19 protein-coding genes and 1 other annotated feature are annotated in these 21,180 nt (G+C 42.9%); of the genes, 2 read left to right on the plus strand and 17 right to left on the minus strand.

Going from position 1 to position 21,180, the window contains the following annotated elements; all coding sequences use genetic code 11:
* Positions 1 to 100 precede the first annotated feature (100 nt).
* Positions 101 to 317 (minus strand) — a binding site (T-box leader).
* 88 nt (positions 318 to 405) lie between these two features.
* On the minus strand, positions 406 to 951 hold the full coding sequence (locus CE058_RS24455) for a histidine phosphatase family protein (protein WP_048008199.1): 546 nt from the start codon (positions 949 to 951) through the stop codon (positions 406 to 408).
* Positions 952 to 1,890, minus strand: coding sequence for a ribonuclease Z (rnz, locus tag CE058_RS24460; RefSeq protein WP_163145321.1), 939 nt, complete (start codon positions 1,888 to 1,890; stop codon positions 952 to 954).
* 364 nt (positions 1,891 to 2,254) lie between these two features.
* On the opposite strand from rnz, the gene zwf reads away from it, so the two are divergent.
* On the plus strand, positions 2,255 to 3,724 hold the full coding sequence (zwf, locus tag CE058_RS24465; protein WP_048008276.1) for a glucose-6-phosphate dehydrogenase: 1,470 nt from the start codon (positions 2,255 to 2,257) through the stop codon (positions 3,722 to 3,724).
* Positions 3,725 to 3,810: 86 nt separating this feature from the next.
* Here zwf and gndA read toward each other — a convergent pair whose 3' ends face one another.
* The 6 genes from gndA to mce all read right to left on the minus strand — a co-directional run bounded on the left by gndA (position 3,811) and on the right by mce (position 10,546).
* Positions 3,811 to 5,220 carry an NADP-dependent phosphogluconate dehydrogenase gene (gene gndA / locus CE058_RS24470; RefSeq protein WP_163145322.1) on the minus strand — a complete coding sequence of 470 codons (1,410 nt, stop codon included), beginning with the start codon at positions 5,218 to 5,220 and terminating at the stop codon, positions 3,811 to 3,813.
* A gap of 131 nt (positions 5,221 to 5,351) precedes the next feature.
* Positions 5,352 to 6,650 carry a DNA polymerase IV gene (locus CE058_RS24475; protein WP_048008202.1) on the minus strand — a complete coding sequence of 433 codons (1,299 nt, stop codon included), beginning with the start codon at positions 6,648 to 6,650 and terminating at the stop codon, positions 5,352 to 5,354.
* 130 nt (positions 6,651 to 6,780) lie between these two features.
* Positions 6,781 to 7,257 carry a chemotaxis protein CheW gene (locus CE058_RS24480; RefSeq protein WP_048008203.1) on the minus strand — a complete coding sequence of 159 codons (477 nt, stop codon included), beginning with the start codon at positions 7,255 to 7,257 and terminating at the stop codon, positions 6,781 to 6,783.
* A 128-nt stretch (positions 7,258 to 7,385) separates the two neighbouring features.
* Positions 7,386 to 8,504, minus strand: a complete 1,119-nt coding sequence (locus CE058_RS24485) for a tripeptidase T (RefSeq protein WP_048008204.1) — start codon at positions 8,502 to 8,504, stop codon at positions 7,386 to 7,388.
* A 77-nt stretch (positions 8,505 to 8,581) separates the two neighbouring features.
* Positions 8,582 to 10,132 carry an acyl-CoA carboxylase subunit beta gene (locus CE058_RS24490; protein ID WP_048008205.1) on the minus strand — a complete coding sequence of 517 codons (1,551 nt, stop codon included), beginning with the start codon at positions 10,130 to 10,132 and terminating at the stop codon, positions 8,582 to 8,584.
* Between the two features lie 3 nt (positions 10,133 to 10,135).
* Complete coding sequence (mce, locus tag CE058_RS24495) at positions 10,136 to 10,546, minus strand: methylmalonyl-CoA epimerase (protein ID WP_048008206.1); 411 nt, start codon at positions 10,544 to 10,546, stop codon at positions 10,136 to 10,138.
* A 178-nt stretch (positions 10,547 to 10,724) separates the two neighbouring features.
* On the opposite strand from mce, the gene prli42 reads away from it, so the two are divergent.
* A complete protein-coding gene (prli42, locus tag CE058_RS24500) occupies positions 10,725 to 10,820 on the plus strand; it encodes a stressosome-associated protein Prli42 (protein ID WP_152539676.1) in 96 nt (31 codons plus the stop codon).
* 264 nt (positions 10,821 to 11,084) lie between these two features.
* Here prli42 and CE058_RS24505 read toward each other — a convergent pair whose 3' ends face one another.
* The 9 genes from CE058_RS24505 to CE058_RS24545 form a co-directional block, all read right to left on the minus strand.
* A complete protein-coding gene (locus tag CE058_RS24505) occupies positions 11,085 to 11,606 on the minus strand; it encodes a L,D-transpeptidase (protein WP_197087579.1) in 522 nt (173 codons plus the stop codon).
* Positions 11,607 to 11,633: 27 nt separating this feature from the next.
* Positions 11,634 to 12,626 carry an aromatic acid exporter family protein gene (locus CE058_RS24510; RefSeq protein WP_163145323.1) on the minus strand — a complete coding sequence of 331 codons (993 nt, stop codon included), beginning with the start codon at positions 12,624 to 12,626 and terminating at the stop codon, positions 11,634 to 11,636.
* Positions 12,627 to 12,738: 112 nt separating this feature from the next.
* Positions 12,739 to 13,461: an amino acid ABC transporter ATP-binding protein gene (locus tag CE058_RS24515; protein ID WP_048008209.1), complete on the minus strand. Its 723-nt coding sequence runs from the start codon at positions 13,459 to 13,461 to the stop codon at positions 12,739 to 12,741.
* Entirely contained in the window at positions 13,454 to 14,113 is a 660-nt protein-coding gene (locus CE058_RS24520; protein WP_035330029.1) for an amino acid ABC transporter permease, read from the minus strand. Before CE058_RS24520 ends, CE058_RS24515 begins: the two co-directional genes overlap by 8 nt.
* A 91-nt stretch (positions 14,114 to 14,204) precedes the next feature.
* Positions 14,205 to 14,993, minus strand: a complete 789-nt coding sequence (locus tag CE058_RS24525; protein WP_163145324.1) for a transporter substrate-binding domain-containing protein — start codon at positions 14,991 to 14,993, stop codon at positions 14,205 to 14,207.
* Positions 14,994 to 15,176: 183 nt separating this feature from the next.
* Positions 15,177 to 15,614: a BrxA/BrxB family bacilliredoxin gene (locus CE058_RS24530; protein ID WP_048008211.1), complete on the minus strand. Its 438-nt coding sequence runs from the start codon at positions 15,612 to 15,614 to the stop codon at positions 15,177 to 15,179.
* 231 nt (positions 15,615 to 15,845) lie between these two features.
* Positions 15,846 to 16,964 (minus strand): methylmalonyl Co-A mutase-associated GTPase MeaB, encoded by a 1,119-nt coding sequence (gene meaB, locus CE058_RS24535; RefSeq protein ID WP_163145325.1) that lies wholly within the window; start codon positions 16,962 to 16,964, stop codon positions 15,846 to 15,848.
* Positions 16,965 to 19,157: a methylmalonyl-CoA mutase gene (gene scpA / locus CE058_RS24540; protein WP_048008213.1), complete on the minus strand. Its 2,193-nt coding sequence runs from the start codon at positions 19,155 to 19,157 to the stop codon at positions 16,965 to 16,967.
* Positions 19,147 to 21,009 (minus strand): methylmalonyl-CoA mutase family protein, encoded by a 1,863-nt coding sequence (locus tag CE058_RS24545; protein WP_048008214.1) that lies wholly within the window; start codon positions 21,007 to 21,009, stop codon positions 19,147 to 19,149. Before CE058_RS24545 ends, scpA begins: the two co-directional genes overlap by 11 nt.
* Positions 21,010 to 21,180: the final 171 nt, after the last annotated feature.

The following is a 21,180-nucleotide window of genomic DNA, read 5'->3' on the forward strand; positions in this document are numbered from 1 at the left end:
ACTAACAATCAGTGGGGATAAAGCACCCCACTGATTGAAGTTTCACTTTATAGAAACCGGCCGGATTTCTATTTTAAAAAACAAAAAAGCCACATTCTTCAAAAGGGACGTGAATTTAGGTTCACGCGGTACCACCCTTTTTGAAAGCATGTGACTTTCCACTCAAAAATATAACGGATTTACCGTCTTTTCTGCTATATGCAGGAAAGATAAGCTCCAAGATGAAATTCATTTTATCTTTGTGCCAGTTTCCACCATCCACTGGCTCTCTATAAACAGGGAGATAAAACTTAATAGAGTCTCTTCATAGCTTTTTACTATAATGTTTTAAAGTATAAGTGTGATTATAGTATGCATGCAGAGAGCCGTCAATGCCAAATTTGAAAAATTCAATTTTTCCAGGCATTACTTTTCATTCCAAATCCGCTTCCATACGGTATCTTCACCATTTACTTTAATTTCGAAAACATCCGGGTTGCTCATCTTCATCAGATGCTCAAAGCCTGCATCTTCATCGAAATAACGCAGAAGCAGTGTCGATAAATTGCCATGGCTGACCAGAACGATGTGATTCTCATTGGACGCGATTAATTCATCCAGCAGGGAAGAGGCTCGTTTCATTCCTGATAAATGAGATTCTCCTCCTTCAAAAACGAGATCAAAATCGGTAAAGCTTTGCTTAAGCTTGTCCTGCCAATCATTAAAAAGAATAGAGCTCAGCACCCTTTCACCCAAACGGCTTTCCTCAATGATATCAAGGTTTCTGGACTGTGCAAGCGGCCGGATTGTTTCAATCGCCCGAACAAAAGGGCTTGAATAAATGCGATTGATTTCTTTGCCTTTAAAGAAATCAATTAATTTTAATGCCTGTTCCCTTCCCTTTTCTGTCAATTTGGCAGAGAAAGGCTGGCCCTCAGCCTTTGCATGGCGCACGATATAGAAAGTTTTCATTTAATTCGCCTCTCCTTTAGCAAGCGGGATATGAAATTCTTTAAAGTCCTCAGCAATAACCGTGTTGGGGAAAATAGTCTGTGATTCTTTCACAAGCTGTTCCCAATCCTGGCGTTCATATCGTGAACTGATATGATTCAGGCAAAGTTTCCTTGCATTCGCCTCGAGCGCAACCTGAGCTGCCTGCAGGGTTGTCGAATGAAAATAATCGTATGCCAGCTTCTCTTCCCCCCCGGAGAAGGTTGCCTCATGTATTAATAGGTCAGCATCGGCTGCCAAATATATTGCCGCATCGCAGAATCTGGTATCACCCAGCACCGTGACAATTCTTCCCTTTTGAGCCGGCCCCAGGAATTTTTTTGCTTCGATAATACTTCCATCCTCAAGCTCTATGTCTTCACCAAGCTTTATTTTCTTATATATCGGACCTGGTTTGATTCCCGCTTCAGCAAGTTTGTCCGCAAGCAATGTGCCCGGACGGTCCTTTTCTGTAATCCGGTAGCCATAAGAGGATATTCCGTGCTCGAGCATTCGGGCTTCCACCTTAAAATCTTTTTCATCAAGCACAATACCCTCAGTGATTTCAGCTACCTTTAAAGGGTACTTAAGATATGTGCCGCTGACAGATAGCGAGACTTCAATGAATTCTTTCAAACCTTTTGGCCCATATAGGGTCACCTCTGTATCACCGCCCTGGAAAGAGCGGCTTGAAAGCAGGCCGGGCAGACCATAAATATGGTCACCATGAAGATGTGTGATAAAGATTTTCTCAATTCTTCTCGGTTTAATGCTTGTATGTAAAATTTGATGCTGGGTCGCTTCGCCACAGTCAAAAAGCCATATGCTCCCTCTTTCATCAAGGAGCTTTAAAGCCATCGAAGATACATTCCTCAGCTTAGCGGGAATTCCTGCTCCCGTTCCCAGAAAAAATATGTCCATATAAAATACCTCCTTCCGGCAATTTAGGGATTAAGCCTGTCTGTTCTTGCCAGTATGAATATAAACAATATACCATAGCAGCCTCGGAATTCATTCAATTAACAATTGTTTTTTGTGTTATTTGAAAGGATAGTTCCTGGCTGTTAGATAGAAACTATGGTAAAAAGGACAAACTTAATATTTGCGAAAATAGCTGTAAACAGATACAATTTTATACTTGTACAGACGTTTTTTTGCAATGCAATATAACAGCTTCTTCTCAAGCTGAGGACGGACAAAAGTCAGTCCCGCCTTACATACAGAAATTTTGTCGAAAAGAGGTTCTAGAATCGTGAAAACAAACGAAAAACCGGCCGGATTAATAATGATATTTGGAGCAACAGGGGATTTGGCAAAACGAAAATTGTTTCCCTCACTTTACCGCTTATACAAAAAGGGCAGGCTGTCTGATCGCTTTGCCGTTGTAGGGGTTGCGAGAAGGCCGCTATCAAATGATGAGTTTCAGGCAAGTGTTAAAGCCTCTGTTGAGTCCGCTATAAAAGATAACGGAGAACTTGAAGATTTTATTTCTCACTTTTACTATCATTCGCATGACGTGACGGATTCCAGTTCCTATTTGGCATTAAAGAGCATGGCTGAAGAATTGGATACTCACTATTCCCTTGAAGGCAACCGCATTTTTTACCTTGCCATGGCACCTGAGTTTTTCGGAACCATTGCAGAGCATTTAAAAGCAGATGGCCTGACAGATGTAGATGGGTTTAAGCGTCTTGTCATTGAAAAACCATTTGGGCATGATCTTGAATCAGCGAAGCAGCTTAATAAGCAAATCCGAAAAGCTTTTTCAGAAAATGAAATTTACCGGATTGACCATTACCTGGGGAAAGAAATGGTGCAAAACATTGAAGTGATTCGTTTTGCCAATGCGATTTTCGAACCCTTATGGAACAATCGCTACATCTCAAATATCCAGGTTACATCAAGCGAAATACTGGGTGTTGAAGAACGCGGCCGCTACTATGAAAAAAGCGGCGCCCTTCGTGACATGGTTCAAAACCATATGCTGCAAATGGTTGCCTTATTGGCAATGGAACCGCCAATCCGCTTGACAACAGATGAAATCAGATCTGAAAAAGTAAAAGTTTTAAGAGCCATGCGTCCAATTGAAGGCGATCAGGTAAGAGATTACTTTGTCCGCGGCCAATATGGAAAAGGCCATTTAAATGGACAGGAAGTACCAGCTTACAATCAAGAGCCGATGGTGGATGAGCAATCAAACACCGAAACGTATGTAGCAGGCAAGCTGATGATTGACAATTTCCGCTGGGCAGGTGTGCCTATCTACATTCGCACAGGAAAAAGGATGGCTGCTAAATCAACGAAAATTGTTATCCAGTTCAAGGATATTCCGATGAACTTATATTATCAGACTGAGCAAACGCTAAATCCAAACCTGCTGGTGATCCATATTCAGCCAGAAGAAGGGATTACCCTTTATTTAAATGCCCAAAAATCAGGTCAAAACATTGAAGCCACACCGGTAAAATTAAACTTTGCCAACAAAGGCATCGATGACATGAATACACCTGAAGCTTATGAAAGGCTTTTATATGATTGCATGCGCGGTGACGCAACAAACTTTACACACTGGGATGAAGTGGCCCTTTCCTGGAGCTTTGTCGACAAAATTTCCGACGTTTGGGAAAACACAAGAGAAGAAGGCTTCCCTAATTACGAATCCGGTTCCATGGGTCCAAAAGAAGCAGACCGGCTGCTTGAAAAAGACGGTTTCTTCTGGTGGCCTGTAACTGACCTTGATGTTGAACAGTGTTAATGATTCTGAGACCCCCTTGCTGATGAAGGGGGTTTTTATTTTTTTTAAAAGACAAAAAACAGCGCCGCTCGGACGCTGTTTTTTTATTATTCCATCCAGTTTGTATGAAAAATGCCTTCTTTGTCTGTACGCTGATAGGTGTGTGCACCAAAGTAGTCACGCTGTGCCTGAAGAAGGTTTGCAGGCAATGTTTCTGTTCGGTAGCTGTCATAATAGGACAAAGCAGCAGCAAAGCATGGTACAGGAATGCCGTTCTTTACAGCCACACTGATAATTTCACGGGCAGCATCCTGATAGCTTTCCACGATTTCCCTGAAGTACGGATCAAGAAGGAGATTCTTCAAGCCTGGCTCACGGTCATATGCTTCCTTGATTTTCTGCAGGAATTGGGCACGGATAATGCAGCCGCCGCGGAAAATCATCGCAATATCACCGTATTTCAAATCCCATCCATATTCTTCGGAAGCTGCTCTCATTTGAGCAAAGCCTTGTGCATATGAGCAGATTTTACTCATGTAAAGGGCTTTGCGGACACTCTCGATAAATGCTTTTTTATCACCTGTGAAGTCCTGTGCAGCCGGTCCGCGAAGGACTTTGCTTGCATTCACACGTTCTTCTTTCATGGCAGAAATGAATCGGGCAAAAACGGATTCAGTAATGATTGGAAGCGGTACACCGAGGTCAAGCGCACTTTGGCTTGTCCATTTGCCGGTTCCCTTTTGGCCTGCTGTATCAAGGATGACATCTACCAGCGGCTTACCGGTTTCCTCATCTTTTTTCGTGAAAATATCAGCCGTAATTTCAATCAGATAGCTGTCAAGTTCGCCTTTATTCCATTCTGCGAATACTTCATGGAGCTCTTCAGCAGTCAAACCAAGCACGTTTTTCAAAAGAAAATAAGATTCGGAAATCAGCTGCATATCGCCGTATTCAATACCGTTATGAACCATTTTCACATAATGTCCTGCCCCATCTGGACCAATGTATGTGGTGCATGCTTCGCCATTCACCTTTGCAGCAATATCTTGAAAAATCGGAGCAACCAGCTCGTAGGCTTCTTTTTGGCCGCCAGGCATAATGGAAGGACCCTTTAGAGCGCCCTCTTCACCGCCGGAAACACCCGTACCGATAAAATGGATGCCCAGCTCGCTTAATTCCTTATTGCGGCGCTGCGTATCCACAAAGAAGGTATTTCCTCCATCAATCAGAATATCCCCTTTATCCAACAGAGGCTTTAACTGCTCAATTGTCGCATCTGTCGGACCGCCTGCTTTCACCATAAGCATGATTTTGCGGGGTTTTTCCAGAGAATCAACAAATTCTTCAATTGTATATGTACCTTTAAAGTTTCTTCCTTCCACTTCCTTAAGCATCTCATCCGTTTTTTCACGTGACCGGTTAAAAACTGATACTGAGTACCCTCTGCTTTCAATATTCATGGCAAGATTTTTGCCCATGACGGCTAAGCCGATAACACCAAACTGCGATTTCGTCATCTTATTACCTTCCCTTCCAGGCTTTATGCGTTACATGCAAAATTCAATAAAATAATCCACTATACTTTAGCAAGATTCCTATTCTGATTCAACTTTCCTGTCTTAGTTTTGCTTATAGCTGCCTTAAAAACTCATGAATGATCATCTTTTTCTTTTTTATCACTTCTTGCTGGACTGCCATGCAAAAAGTCTTTATTAAAGCTGGTGTCAGTGCCGATTTTGGGGCTGGTCAATTTCATGTCCGAAAGTGCACCCGCATTGTCGATTATTTTAGTGCCGTATTTCTTGCGCAAAAGATCCATTGTCTGAAATAGCGGCTCCTTTTTGGCGTCTTTTTCAAAACTGAACAAATCCAGCTGTTTAACCGCCTGTTCGGGTTCGACAAGGTCTGTTCCTGTAATGCCCAGAAGCCGTACTGCATTTCCATTCCAATGTTTTATAAAAAGCTCTTTTGCTATTTGGTAAATTTCATCATTATGCTGAATCGGATTCTTCAGTTTTCGGCTTCTTGTAATGGTTTTTCGGTCCTTATACCGGATAGTAATTCCGAGAGAAACTGCCATAACCTTTTTCCTCTTCAATCTGGAGGAAACCTGTGCAGCCAGCTTTTCAAATACCTGGAGCAGCTCTCTTTGATTTGAGACATCTCTTGGCAGTGTGGTCGAATTCCCCACACTTTTAAATTCAGATGCAGAGTCGGGATCGACCTTTCTAAAATCCTGGCCATTGGCCTTTTGTTTCAGCCTCGGTCCATTAATGCCCAATGCTGCTTTTAGGATAATTTCATCGGCTTTTGCCATTTCCCCAATTGTGGTGATATTGAGGTTTCTCAGTTTTTCTCCGGTTTTTTTGCCGACTCCGTGCATTTCTTCCACTTCCATCGGCCATAGGAGATGCGGTACATCTCTTTTTCTGAGTACTGTAATCCCCATTGGCTTTTTCATGTCGGAAGCCATCTTGGCTAAAAATTTATTAGGGGCAACACCTATGCTGCAGGGCAAATCGAGCTGCTGAAAAACCTGCTTTTGTATCGTCCCGGCAATTTCTATCGGGCTCCCAAACTCATAGCTGTCTGTTATGTCCACATATCCTTCATCAATGGATACAGGTTCAACAAGGGAGGAATATTCGCGCAATATATCAAACATTCCCATAGAAGCTGCACGATATCTCTCAAAATTGGGCTTCATGATAATCAGCTGTGGACAGAGTTTTTTAGCCTCCCATAGAGGCATAGTGGTTTTCACCCCGAATTTCCTTGCCTCATAGCTGCAAGTTACAATAATACCGCGTCTCTCCTCCGGATTCCCTGCGATTGCTAAAGGCTTACCCTTTAATGATGGATCATAAGCCATCTCAACCGAAGCATAAAAACTATTCATATCAACATGAAGGATAACTCTACCGTTTTTTGGATACATTTGTTTCATGCCGGCACTTCCCTGTAAATATAATTCAGTTCTATTTTAGCAAATATTTTTCTTTTCTATTAATCAGGTGCTTTTAGAAAAAGCGAAAACAGGGAATCTCTCTCTGATCCCCTGTTCTATAATTCGTCCGCTATGCAGTTGTATGCTGTGTTTTCATATACTCTTTTATTTCCCTTATTCCCTCCAGTGATTCCACCAGCTTTAAAGGATCGATTATAGCAATCAGCCTTTTATCGATATTAGCCACACCTGTGAAATAATTGGTTTTTTGATAGGCAATCAAACCTGGCTGTTTCAGGCAATCTTCTGGAATATCGAGAATTTCCTTGGCTTCATTTACAAGAACGGCGAATGATAGCTCGTCTGTCTGCAGCACGATCATTCTTGCCGAGTCACTATCAGCAAGTTTCCGGCTGTAGAGAATTTCTTCAAAATCCACAACAGGAATAAGCTCTCCCCTGACTTTAACAATTCCTCTTACATAGCCGGGCAAATGAGGAATCGGTGTAATGCCTTCCATTTTCTCAATGGATATAACAAAAGGAACCGGTGTAGCATATTCCTCATTTCCTGCCCTGAAAACGACAGCTTTATTATTTTCAATCATCCTATTTCCTCCTCGGAAACTCTTATGTATAGTACCAATATACCATAGCCATTATTTTCTAACTAGTGAGGAAATAATAGATTGCTGCAGCAAAAAAAGAGAACCGCATTGGTTCTCTCTCTTGCTGTTTAAGCTGATACTTCTTCAATAATAGCAATGACCATTTCAGCCAATTTATTTAATTCTTCAATAGGCATGCGCTCATTGGTTGTATGAATTTCTTCATAGCCGACAGCAAGATTAACTGTTGGAATGCCAAAGCCGGCGATCACATTTGCATCGCTTCCGCCGCCACTGTGAAGAAGCTCGGAGCTGCGGCCGATTTTTGCAGCCGCTCTGCGTGCTACTTCAACGACATGATCACCTTCGCCAAATTTAAAGCCAGGGTACATAACCTGAACATCCACTTCAGCTTTGCCGCCCATTTCTTGGGCAGCACTTTCAAAAGCTTCCTTCATTTTAGCTACCTGCTGTTCCATTTTTTCAGGAATTAACGAACGTGCTTCTGCTAATACATCAACATGATCACATACGATATTCGTCTGCTGTCCGCCTTCAAAACGACCGATATTAGCCGTTGTCTCTTCATCAATACGGCCCAGCGGCATTCTTGAGATCGCTTTTGATGCCATCGTAATGGCAGAAATGCCCTTCTCAGGAGCAACACCGGCATGAGCTGTTTTTCCCAGAATAGCAGCTTTCACTTTAGCCTGGGTTGGAGCGGCAACGATTATATTTCCGACTTTTCCGTCACTGTCCAATGCATAGCCAAACTTTGCTTTAACAAGTGAAGGATCAAGAACCTTAGCTCCAACCAGTCCGGATTCTTCACCAACAGTGATAATGAACTGAATAGTTCCATGAGCAATATTCTGCTCTTTCAGAACTTTAACAATTTCGAGCATAACGGCAAGTCCCGCCTTGTCGTCTGCCCCCAGGATTGTTGTTCCATCGGTTACAACATAGCCGTCCTTGATGGAAGGTTTAATTCCTTTTCCAGGAACAACTGTATCCATGTGTGAAGTGAAATAAATTGTATCAATTTCTTCTTTCGTTCCCTGAAGAGTGCAGATGAGGTTGCCTGCACCGTGTCCGGTCTGTGCAGTTGTATCGTCTTCGTACACCTCAACCCCAAGATCCCTGAATTTTTTCTTCAAAACTTTGGCAATTTGAGCTTCATACTTTGTTTCAGAATCAATTTGCACCAGTTCCAGAAATTCGTTTAATAAGCGTTCCTCATTAATCATTTATGTACAAACCTCCAAATTTAAGCTTACTAAGCAAGTATAACTCCAAAATTTTGGCACAGCAAATCAGGAATCTATTATAGCGGGATATTTCCATGCTTTTTATGAGGCCTGCTTTCTTTCTTATTGCGCAGCATTTCAAGCGCCTGAATGAGCTTGATTCTTGTTTCACGCGGATCGATGACATCATCCACCATGCCCCGGCTTGCCGCCACATATGGATTGGCGAACTTTTCTCTGTACTCTTCGATTTTTTGTGCCCTTGTGGCCTCGGGATCATCACTGTTCTGGATTTCCCTTGCAAAAATAATGTTGGCTGCACCTTGAGGACCCATTACGGCTACTTCCGCATTCGGCCATGCAAAAACAAGATCTGCGCCAATAGACTTACTGTTAAGGGCAACGTAAGCCCCACCGAATGCTTTCCTTAAGATAACAGTAAGCTTTGGCACCGTTGCTTCTGAGTAAGCATAGAGAATCTTTGCTCCGTGCCGTATAATTCCGCCATGCTCCTGTTTAACACCCGGGAAAAAGCCTGTGACGTCCTCAAATGTAATAAGTGGGATATTAAAGGAATCACAGAACCGGATAAACCTTGAAGCCTTATCAGAAGAATCTATGTCCAAGCCTCCCGCCATTACCTTCGGCTGATTGCAGACAAGTCCCACTGTCTCACCCTTGATCCGGGCAAGGCCGACTACAATATTTTTAGCGAAGTCGCGCTGCACCTCCATAAAAGTATCTTTATCCACTACCTGTTCAATGACTTTTCGGACGTCATATGGACGAAGGGCATCAAAAGGAATCACGTCTGTCAAATCAGGACGGTAATCATCTTCTTCATCCCATTCGGACATAGGCGGTTTTTCTTCGTTATTCTGCGGAAGGTAGCTTAACAGACTCCGCACCTGCCCAATCACTTCCTCTTCGGACTCCCCTCTAAAGTGAGCGTTTCCGCTGATCGTATTGTGGACAAGTGCACCGCCAAGATCCTCAGGAGAAATTTTCTCCCCAGTCACCGTTTCGATTACTTTTGGTCCGGTTATGAACATCTGGCTCGTCTTTTCCACCATAAAGACAAAATCCGTAATCGCCGGAGAATACACTGCACCACCGGCACAAGGCCCCATAATAACTGAAATCTGCGGAATCACTCCTGAATAAATGGAATTCCGGTAGAAAATATGGCCGTACCCATCAAGGGAAACAACACCTTCCTGTATTCTGGCGCCGCCGGAATCATTCAAGCCTACAAATGGCGCTCCATTTTCAGCTGCTAAATCCATTACATTGGCAATTTTTTTTGCATGCATCTCCCCCAGAGCGCCCCCAAAAACGGTAAAGTCCTGTGAAAATAAGAAGATAGGACGTCCGTTGACCTTTCCATAGCCAGTTACTACACCATCTCCGGGCCCTTTTTGGTTTTCCAGTCCAAAATCCGTGCTGCGGTGCTCAATAAATGGGTTCAGCTCAACGAAAGTTCCCGGATCTACTAATAAATCGATTCGTTCCCGGGCAGTCAGTTTTCCTTTTTCATGCTGTTTTTGTATACGCTCATCCCCTCCGCCCAGTTCTACTTCCCTGCGCCTGTCGTATAACTCATTTATTTTCTCATAGATGTCTGCCATGCCTTATTTCAATCCTTTCTTTTCACAGAATTCATATAAAATACCGCCTGCTGATTTCGGATGCATAAAGGCTACATGGGCACCGCCCGCACCAATCTTGGGTTCATCCTGCAGCATCCTGATACCCTGTTCTTTCATTTCGTTTATGCGTTCTTGTATGCTGTCAACTCCCAGTGCAACATGATGCAGCCCTTCTCCCCGCTTTTCAATAAACTTGGCAATTGGGCTTTCTTCACTTATCGGCTCCAGCAGCTCGAGTTTCGTTTCCCCCGCTTTAATAAACGCCACCTTTACTCCCTGGCTGTCCACTTCCTCTAATCCGAGAAATTCAAGCTTGAGCGTTTCAGTATAAAATGGAAGCGCTTCATCAATAGACCTGACAGCAATTCCAATATGGTCCACCTTCTTAATCATCTGTTTCCCTCCTCTTGGATGTCGAAATTATGAACTTCCTGCATTAAACAGGCATATTTTAAATCTATTATTTAAATATTCGTTAAAAATGTCGAAAATCCTTTTAAAAATTGAGCGGTTGTTCAATTTGATGATTCTTAGTAAAATAAGAGTAAGAATTGGGACGAGGAGGCATAGAATGTCAAATAAGAAACTGGCGAAAGTCATTGTCTATCTAATGATATTTGCAATGCTCGCATCTACCCTCATTATGGGTATGTCGATGTTTTTATAACAGGGGAACTCTATTCATTTTTCAGCTGCTCCGAATGGCAATTCAGGGCAGTTTTTTTGTTTGATTGTTTTAGTTAATGCTTTTTAACGAAATCCCAAGAGCTGGAGAAACTTCGGACAGAGAATGGTGAAATCCGAGTTTCAAAGTCCGAACCCAGTCCAACTTCGGACACCAAAGGCAAAAATATGAACTGCAGAGTCCGAAGTTAGCGTTTATCCAGCTCATAAAAAAACTGCATCCATTCAGATGCAGCTGTACATTCTTTCAATTATCTTTTTTTATGGCGCCGTAATCTCTTCCAAGTTCGTCAAAGCTCTTAGCTGAGGTGACTACTAAGATTTTTGTTCCAAGCGGCACGGATTCGTATAGAGACTCGATTGCCTCATTCTGCAATCTGATACATCCATTGGAGACATATCTGCCGATGGACGAAGGATCGTTCGTCCCGTGAATGCCATAGATTCTGCCATCAGTATTTTCTGCGTCAAACCCAATCCACCTTGTGCCGAGCGGATTCCGGGGGTCACCGCCTTTTATGTCCTTTTTTCTGTAGTAAGGATCAGCTGCCTTTACAGTCACAGTGAACAGCCCTTCCGGTGTAAGGTCATCCGTTTTCCCGGTTGCAGCTGAGATGACATTCTGCACTTTATGATTCTGTATAAACGCTACTTCATTTGTGCTTTTATTGACAATCAGAAATGAATCTCCAGGCAGCGGATTAAGTCCCAATGGCCAGATTGGGGAAAGTGAAAAAAACAGGATGGCCGCTGCAGCAAACTTCAGCATGACAATTCACGCTCCAATTCCTTTTCCTTAGTTTGCTTCTCCAGTCCCGCTTTGATTCATTTCCTTATCCTTTAACCCTTTAAAAGAGCTCTTAATAATTAAATACTGTTCCATTTCTTTTACAAAGTGAAGCAGTGCAGCACGCGCTTCAAATTCCTCCCTCGTTTTGGGTAGCTCCATATTTTCAAAAGAAACCTTCATACGGTACAATTTCTCCAGGAATAGCAGGGCCGTATTGCCCGGGTGGATATGTTCCGATAATTCTTCAATAAAATCAGCGATCATCTCTCCCTGTTCAACAGGAAGTGCAATGGAAGTAACACTTGGAAGTACCCTCTCAATAATTTCAAATTGTTTTTCCCTCATTTTGAAATAATGATAATATAAACTTTCATCTCTTCGAAAGTGATTTTCAACATCCCTGAAGGCCAGCGCTTTTGCCTCATCGATCATTTCCATTGTTTCAGTAATTTCTCTGCCGTCCCAGCTGCTTTCATGGGTCCGCAAATACCTCACGATTTCGTCAAAGATAACCTTAAAGTTTTCTTCTATTTCAAGTCTATATTCCTTAAGCTTCGATTCCAGGCTCGGCATGTAAAGGTTCGCGATTAGTGCAACACCGATTCCGACAATAATTATGCCCAATTCATTCAGCAAGAGGTCCTTTGAAACCTCTCCTGCAGAATAAATATGCAAAATTATAACTGAGCTTGTTACAATTCCATCGCTGGCCTTTGCCATGACAGCTGCCGGAATAAAAAACAGCAGAAGCAGTCCGATTACAAGCGGATGGTAAGCAATGCCCTCAAAAAACAAAGATGAAAACGCCATTGCCAGCAGACAGGCAAAAAATCGGTCCCATGAAGCCCGGAGTGATTTTTTCTTTGTGACTTTTATGCATAATATAGTCAGGATTCCTGCAGAAACAAAATTATCAAGCTGCAGCATCTGTGCAATCATGATGCTGATGGAAGTCCCCACTGCAGTCTTGATTGTCCGGTAGCCAATTCTGTATTTCATTTATTCAAACTCCTATATTCAATTGCCCATCTAATTTAAAAAAGGCTGTCAGGTATTAAATGCGAAAGAGAAGATGATCATGTTGACCATCTTCTCCCATAGCATATATCGATTATAGCATTTTTTGCAAGAAATCCCTTGCACGTTCACTCTTAGGATTAGAAAAAAATTCTTCAGGCGAAGAATCCTCTACAAGCACACCGCCATCGAGGAACAGCACCCTGTCTGCCACTTCACGGGCAAAGCCCATTTCATGGGTAACAATCGCCATTGTCATGCCAGTATGTGCTAAATTCTTCATAACGTCCAGCACTTCTTTCACCATTTCCGGGTCAAGAGCAGATGTTGGCTCATCAAAAAGCATAACTTCAGGCTGCATGGCAAGAGCTCTTGCAATCGCAACCCTTTGTTTCTGCCCCCCGGATAAACGATTGGGGTATTCGTGTGCTTTAGCGGATAATCCTACCTTCTCCAAAAGCTCGAGCCCTGTTTTCTCGGCTTCCGATTTTGATAATCCCCTAACCTTCATCGGTGCATAGGTCAGGTTTTGCAGGGCAGTTTTATGGGGGAATAAATGAAAATGCTGAAACACCATCCCCACATTTTGGCGCACTTTCATTATGTTTGTGCTTTTATCCGTAATGTCCTGCCCATTAATCATAATCCTGCCGTCTGTTGGCAATTCCAGAAGATTGATGCAGCGGAGGAATGTAGACTTCCCGGAACCGGACGGACCTATTACAGCCACTACTTCGCCATCTTGAATATTGGTTGAAATTCCTTTAAGAACTTCAAGTTTACCGAAATGCTTATGCAAATTTTCCACTTTAATCACTGCGTCTCATTCTCCTTTCAATTCCTTTTCCAAGCACAGTCAGGACCATTACCATAATGTAATAAATCAGCCCGGCAATCAGTATCGGTTCGAAGTAGGAAAACTTTTCGCCTCCCACGATGTAAGCCCGGCGCATCACGTCTGTTACTCCAATGACTGTTACGATCGCAGACTCTTTTGTAAGAGTAATAAACTCGTTCATTAATGCAGGCAAAATGTTTTTCATTGCCTGCGGAAGTATGATATCCATCATGGCCGGCCTGTATGGAACGCCCAGTGCCATTGCCGCTTCACTTTGGCCTTTATCCACTGCCAGGATTCCCGCCCTGATGATCTCCGAGATATAGGCCGCTGAATTAAGCCCAAAAGACAGGACGGCAGCTGTGGAAGGATCAATTTTATATCCGATCAGCTGGGGTGACCCATAATAGATAAGCATCAGCTGAAGAACAAGGGGTGTTCCCCTAAAAACGGATGTGTAGGCATCTGCAATCCAGCCAAGAAATTTAAATTTGCTAATTTTAAAGAATGATAGAATAATACCTAATACAAAACCCAGTATGCCTGCCATAGACACAATTTGCAGCGTGACGCCAATGCCTTTAAGTATATATGGAAGGGAGGGAATGAACTGCTGAAAATCCAGATTCACTATCTTTCCATCCTTTCTGTAAGTAATTTATTTTCTGAGAAGAATAAAGCGTCCAAAGGAAGATATGCCTTGGACGCCAATTCCCAGCGAATTATTTGTTATCAAACCATTTTACGATCAATTCTTCCAATTCACCGTTTTCTTTCATCTTCAAAAGCTCTGCATTGAATTCTTCAGTTAATTCACTGCCTTTAGGAAAAGCAATGGCAGAGCCTGCCTCTGTTTCATCTTCTTCAATTGTGAAACCGGCCAGGTCTTTATTTTTTTCAAAATATCCTTTTGCAACTGTGTCTTCAATCATGGCAGCATCAAATCGGCCTGCCATGATTTCCTGAATTAACTCAGGGATTCGGTTGCGGTTTTCCACAGTCATATCAACTGTTTCAGCAATTTCTTCTGCCTTATCTGCCTGAATGGAAGCAAGCTGCACACCTATTGTTTTTCCGTCTAAATCTTCCAATGATTCAATTCCGCTGCCTTTTTTAGAAACAATCATGTGGCTCGCTGTATAATATACATCGCTGAAATCTACGTTTTCTTTACGCTCTTCAGTAGGAGTCATACCCGCTAAAACAAAATCAACCTGGCTCGTTTCCAGTGCAGGGATCAGTCCGTTAAAGTCCATATCCTTCACTTGGATTTCATAGCCCAATTTTTCAGCAATCGCTTTGGCCAAATCCACATCAAAGCCGATGATTTCTTCCCCTTTTGCTGAATCTACATATTCAAATGGCGGATAATCCGCTGACGTACCCATTGTTAAAACCTTTTTATCTGAGCTTTCTCCAGAGCCGCTTTTTCCATCTTCTTCACTAGTCCCGCATGCAGCTAATAAACCAACTAAAAGCATGCTTATAGCAATCATGATCACTTTTTTCATCTTTGTTTCCCCCTATAAAAATATGAATAATTTCTGCATGTCTATTAATAAATATTCACTAAAATGAATTTTAACAGATTTTTATATTTATGCAATAAGGTTTTTAATTATTTATTAGAAGTTTAATTATTCAGATAAATTTCACACAAAAAAAAGCCCCGTTATTCGGGGCCTTTTCGCTATTTAAACTTCTTCGCAATATTTCTCAAAGGCATCTTGCAGTTTCTGGACTACTGCCATAGGCTCATGGCCTTCGATTTCGTGGCGCTCGATCATCGTGCATAGCTCACCGTCTTTGAGAAGTGCAAAAGATGGTGATGATGGCGGATAACCTGTGAAGTAAGATCTTGCTTTTTCGGTTGCTTCTTTATCCTGTCCGGCAAATACCGTTACCAAATGGTCAGGGCGCTTATCATAATGCAGGGAATGCATGGCTGCAGGACGGGCAATTCCGCCTGCACATCCGCAGACAGAGTTCACCATCACAAGTGTAGTTCCCTTCTTATTAAGGGCCTCATCCACTTCTTCAGGTGCCGTTAATTCCGTAAAGCCGGCATGCGTTATTTCCTGACGCGCCTGCCTGACAACATCATTCATAAATAAATTAAAATCCATATTCAAAGTCATCGCTCCTCATTTAAAAATTCTCTTGACTATATACATAATACCAATACAATAGTAAATTTTACAATCAAGTCAATTTTTCGAATAAAAAAGTTTAGCTTTTGGATTATCGGGGAAAGATAAAACTACAGCTAGATCCATACCCCTAAACTCCCTAGATTCGCCAGTGCCCGCAAGGCACTGGCCATTTTTTTGCCTTTGGGAAAAGCCTGCCCGAAACAGAAAGCTCTATCTTTTTGTATAAACATTAAACAATTCTTCAACTGCAGATGTAACCGTCCTGTTCCCTGCGATGACCTCGTTCTCTATTTTTGGAAGAAGCGGTTTTATGTCAGGATGATAAAAAAAGCTGAATTGAAGCTGATCCAGAATCATAGAATGTATCCATTGTTTTGTCTGGAGCCTTCTTCTTTCTTCAAAAACTCCTGATGTCTTTGCCGTATTTTCAAACGTTTTGATCACATTCCAGATCTCAGAGATGCCTTCATGAAAGACAGATGAGCAGGTATAAGCTTTCGTTTGCCATCCTTTAGTAGCTGGCTGAAGAAAGTGAAGGATACGGTTATACTCTGCTTTTGTTTTTTCGGCCAATTTTTTATTGCTTCCATCGGCTTTATTGACAATTACCGCATCAGCCAGTTCCATAATGCCTTTTTTCATTCCCTGCAGTTCATCCCCTGCCCCAGTCAGTGTTAAAAGCATAAAGAAATCCACCATTTCCCTTACAATGACTTCACTTTGTCCCACACCGACGGTTTCAACGAGAATAACATCAAAGCCTGCTGCTTCACACAGCAGCATGGTCTCTCTTGTTTTTCTGTGGACACCTCCCAGTTTCCCGGCTGAAGGAGAAGGTCTTATGAAAGCACGCGGGTTTCTTGATAGCTGCTCCATTCTTGTTTTATCGCCAAGGATGCTGCCGCCGCTCAAGCTTGAGCTCGGATCAACGGCAAGAACAGCTACTTTTAAACCCGCATCACATAGATATGTCCCAAAAGATTCAATGAACGTGCTCTTTCCTGCCCCCGGCACTCCGGTTATCCCGATCCTGAGCGATCGCCCTGAATGAGGCAGGAGCCTGTGCAGGAGTTCCTGTGCATGGCGAAAATGATGCTCTGCGTTACTTTCAATCAGAGTGATCGCTCTTGCAAGAACAGTTCTGCTGCCACTCAAGATTCCTTCTTCAAGAACGTCAAGATCCGGCAGAGAGGCAGATTTTTTTTGAAACCTGCCTATTTTCTCGAATTTCTGCTTCGGCTCACCCGAATCCACACCACTGCGCACGGTGCTTGTAAAATCTTCTGCCTTTTCTTCATCAAACCATTCCGGTTTTTTATCCTCAGTCATTTACCGGGTCACTTCCTCGTACCCGAGACGGCTGTATATCTCTCTGATGACCTTTTGGGCAGCCACTGGAATGACGGTCCCCGGGCCAAAAATGGCAGAGGCACCATGCTCATATAAATATTGATAATCCTGTGCCGGAATTACCCCGCCGATGACTACAATAATATCTTCCCTATCCAGTTTCTTCAGTTCAGCAGCAAGCTGCGGCAGAAGGGTCTTATGGCCTGCTGCAAGTGAACTGATGCCAATGACATGAACGTCATTTTCGACCGCCTGAAGAGCTGTTTCTTCCGGAGTCTGGAACAGAGGGCCGATATCAACATCAAAACCAAGATCAGCAAAGGCTGTTGAAATGACTTTTGCTCCCCTGTCATGGCCATCCTGCCCCATCTTGGCAATCAGAATCCGCGGTCTCCTTCCTTCATTTTCAAGGAATTCATCTGTCATCTGCTTTACTTCTGCAATTTCTTTTTCATTTGAAAAAGCAGAACTATAAACGCCGCTGATTGAACGAATAATCGCTTTATGGCGGCTGGCCACTTTTTCAATTGCTTCAGAAATTTCGCCAAGAGTGGCTCTAACCCGTGCTGCATTTACTGCAAGCTCAAGAAGGTTACCTTCCCCTGATTCTGCAGCTTTTGTAATAGCCTCCAGGGCCACAGCAACTTTCTCATTATCGCGGGAAGCCTTTAGCCGCTCCAGCTTTTCAATTTGCTTTAATCGTACAGCTGTGTTGTCGATGTCCAGAATGTCAATCGGCTCTTCTTTTTCCAGCCTGTATTTATTCACACCAATAATGGTTTCTTTTCCGGAATCGATTTGTGCCTGCCTTCTGGCAGCAGCTTCTTCGATTCTCATTTTTGGCAATCCTGTCTCAATTGCCCTGGCCATTCCGCCAAGATTCTCGATTTCCTCAATATGCTCCCAGGCTCGCTTAATTAACTGATCTGTTAGTGCTTCTACATAATAAGAACCGCCCCATGGATCAATTACATTGGTGATACCTGTTTCCTCCTGAAGGTACAGTTGTGTATTTCTCGCTATACGGGCTGAAAAATCCGTCGGCAATGCGATGGCTTCGTCCAATGCATTCGTATGAAGAGATTGAGTATGCCCCATCGCTGCTGCATGTGCTTCAATAAGAGTCCTTGTTACATTATTGAATGGGTCCTGCTCGGTCAAGCTCCAGCCTGAGGTTTGAGAATGCGTTCTAAGCGCCATTGATTTGGGATTAACGGGTTTGAAGGTCTTCATCATTTTTGCCCAAATGTAGCGGGCTGCCCTCATTTTTGCCACTTCCATAAAGTAGTTCATGCCGATAGCCCAGAAAAACGAGAGTCTCGGTGCAAAGGAATCAATATCGATTCCGGCTTTAAGTCCGGTTCTTACGTATTCAAGTCCATCTGCGAGCGTATAGGCAAGCTCAATATCAGCTGGTGCACCCGCTTCCTGCATATGATATCCTGAGATGCTGATGCTATTGAATTTCGGCATGTATTTTGATGTATATTCAAATATGTCGGCAATGATCTTCATAGACATTTCCGGCGGATAAATATAGGTGTTGCGCACCATATATTCTTTTAAAATATCATTCTGGATCGTTCCCGAAAGCTTCTCCTGGCTTACTCCCTGCTCTTCCGCTGTGACAATATAAAAAGCCATAACAGGCAAAACTGCGCCATTCATCGTCATGGATACAGACATTTGATCTAAAGGGATCCCATCAAACAGTGTCTTCATGTCCAGGATGGAATCAATGGCCACGCCAGCTTTCCCTACATCCCCTTCGACTCTTGGATGATCAGAATCATAGCCTCTATGGGTGGCAAGATCAAAAGCGACTGATAAACCCTTTTGCCCCATGGCAAGATTGCGGCGGTAGAAAGCATTGCTTTCCTCTGCAGTAGAAAATCCGGCATATTGACGGACAGTCCAGGGCCTGTTCACATACATGGTTGAATAAGGCCCCCTTGTATATGGAGGAAGCCCCGGCTTATCGTTTAAATGCTCCATATCTTTTAGGTCTTCATTTGTGTATAGCGGCTTTATTTTTATTCTCTCATTTGTTTCAAAGAGAAGATGATCGATGGATGAATTGATTTCTTCCTCCGCTTTTCTTTTCCAGTCATCCTTTGCTGATTGTTTTACTTTATGAATATCCAGGCTTTTAAAATCTGGTTTATTGGCCATTGTTTGCCACCTCCATCTCGTTCAGCATCTTCAAGAGAGTTTCATAGCAATCGCTTTTCATGTGAATGTATCCTCTGATTCCAGCACCTTTAAATTCATCCCTTTTTCTCTCTTCAGGAAGGCCGGCTAAATAGATTGCAGCTGATGGGAAAGCTTCTTTCAGTTGTTTAATTAAAGGAACAGCCATACTGTCATATTGGTCGTTTGATCCGCAAATAAAATAATGCCTGCAATTTGTTTCTTGGATAAATGCTTTAGCATCTTCCGGGTTCACTACTGAGCCGCTTCTGACTGCCTCAACCCCTCCGGGTGCGAGGAAGCCTGCAATAAAATCAGCACGGGCCTTATGATTCTTCAATTCTCCCAGACAGATTAGTCCTGCTTGAGGACGTATCCCCTTTTCCTTTAATCTTTCCGATAAACTCCGCAAACCTTCGAAGGACTCTGGAAGCCGAACCTGCGGGATTGGCTTGATAACACTCTTGCTGTTTTCAATGGTTTCGGCCTCTATTTGAAGCGGCTTTTCATCAGGGTTAGCATAAATATTGGTTCCAATGATACTTTGTTTTCTAGTATGAACATCTTTCTGCTTCTTTTCATGAACTTGAGAAATCTGACTCTGAACCCACCCTGTCTGGAGGGCTTCAGCCATTCCTCCCAGCTCTTCTATCTCAAGGAAAAGTTCCCAGGCTTTATCAATCAGTTCATTCGTCAGATGCTCCACATACCAGGAGCCGCCCGCCGGGTCAGAGACCTTCAGCAGATGCGCTTCTTCCATTAGAATGAGCTGGGTGTTTCGGGCAATTCGGTCTGAAAAAGGAGAATGTGCTCCTTCCGGTTCATTATACGGACTGACATGCAGGAATTGGACTCCTCCCAATACTGCTGCAAATGCTTCATTCCCTGCTCTCAGCACATTAACATAAGGATCATAAGCTGACTTAGTAAATGAGGATGTTTCTGCTGAAATGACTATTTTTTTACTGTCTCTCTCAGCTCCATATACTTCTGCAACCTTGCCCCATAAAACCTTTGCCGCACGAAGCTTGGCAATCTCCATAAAAAAGTTTGAGCCAACAGCAAACTTGAATAGCATTTTGGATAGAATTTCTTCGATTTTTTTGCCTTTTCCAAGAAAATACTGCAGGTGATTTACTCCTGCAGCCAGTGCAAAAGCAAGTTCCTGGACGCCATTTGCGCCGCCATTGTGATAAACAGCAGTATTCACCATGATGGTTTTCAGGCTTGGCATATGTTCAGCTGCCGAATTGGCCGTTTCATTCAAATTTTCGTAAAGCTCATCGATTGAGCGATCGTTCATTTTGTCTGCAGCAGCAATGGCAAGCGGGTCTGCTGCAATATATCCTGTGATTTTTTCGCTTTCACTTAATCTCCCAAGTTCTTCTATTAATTGACGGTGACTTTGAGCGGCATCCACACTGAAAGGATATTTTTTATAAAGTTCTCCAACAGCGATGCTGATCTTCTCTGGATTTGTCAGCTGTTCTGGCTGGAAAGCCAGCGCTGTCTGACCCTTCGCAACAGCAGCAAGGAGTTTTTCTGCCAGCTCTTCAGAAGCTGAAGCACTAACCTTCTGTGCAACCTTCCATTCCTCTCCCAGGTATCCGGCAGCGTATGAACCCCTTCTGAAGTCTTCTGCACCCGGATATTGGGATAACGGGATTTCGGTCAGGTCCTCTCTGGAATAAAGCGGTTTCAATTTTATGTTTTCATATGTATTTCGTGATAATGTTTCTAAGGATTTCCCTTTAAGAGCTTTTTCTGCACTCTGTTCCCAATCTTCATTAGTCTGCTGCGGGAATTTTTCTTCAATCATTTTCTTTAATGACATAATTAGGCTGTCCTTGAAGCTGACAGCGTTCCCTCCCCTCATGCGGCAGCGGACCCGTTTCTCTTATGAAACATTGCCGCAAGAAAATTATAATAAAATTCTAAATTCTCCATACACCTATTTTAGTATACAAAGAAGAAACAAGCAATGAACAATCGAGTAGGAGGGGGT

The sequence above is a fragment of the Bacillus sp. 22-7 genome (genome assembly GCF_010628845.1).
Lineage (GTDB): Bacteria > Bacillota > Bacilli > Bacillales > Cytobacillaceae > Cytobacillus > Cytobacillus firmus_B.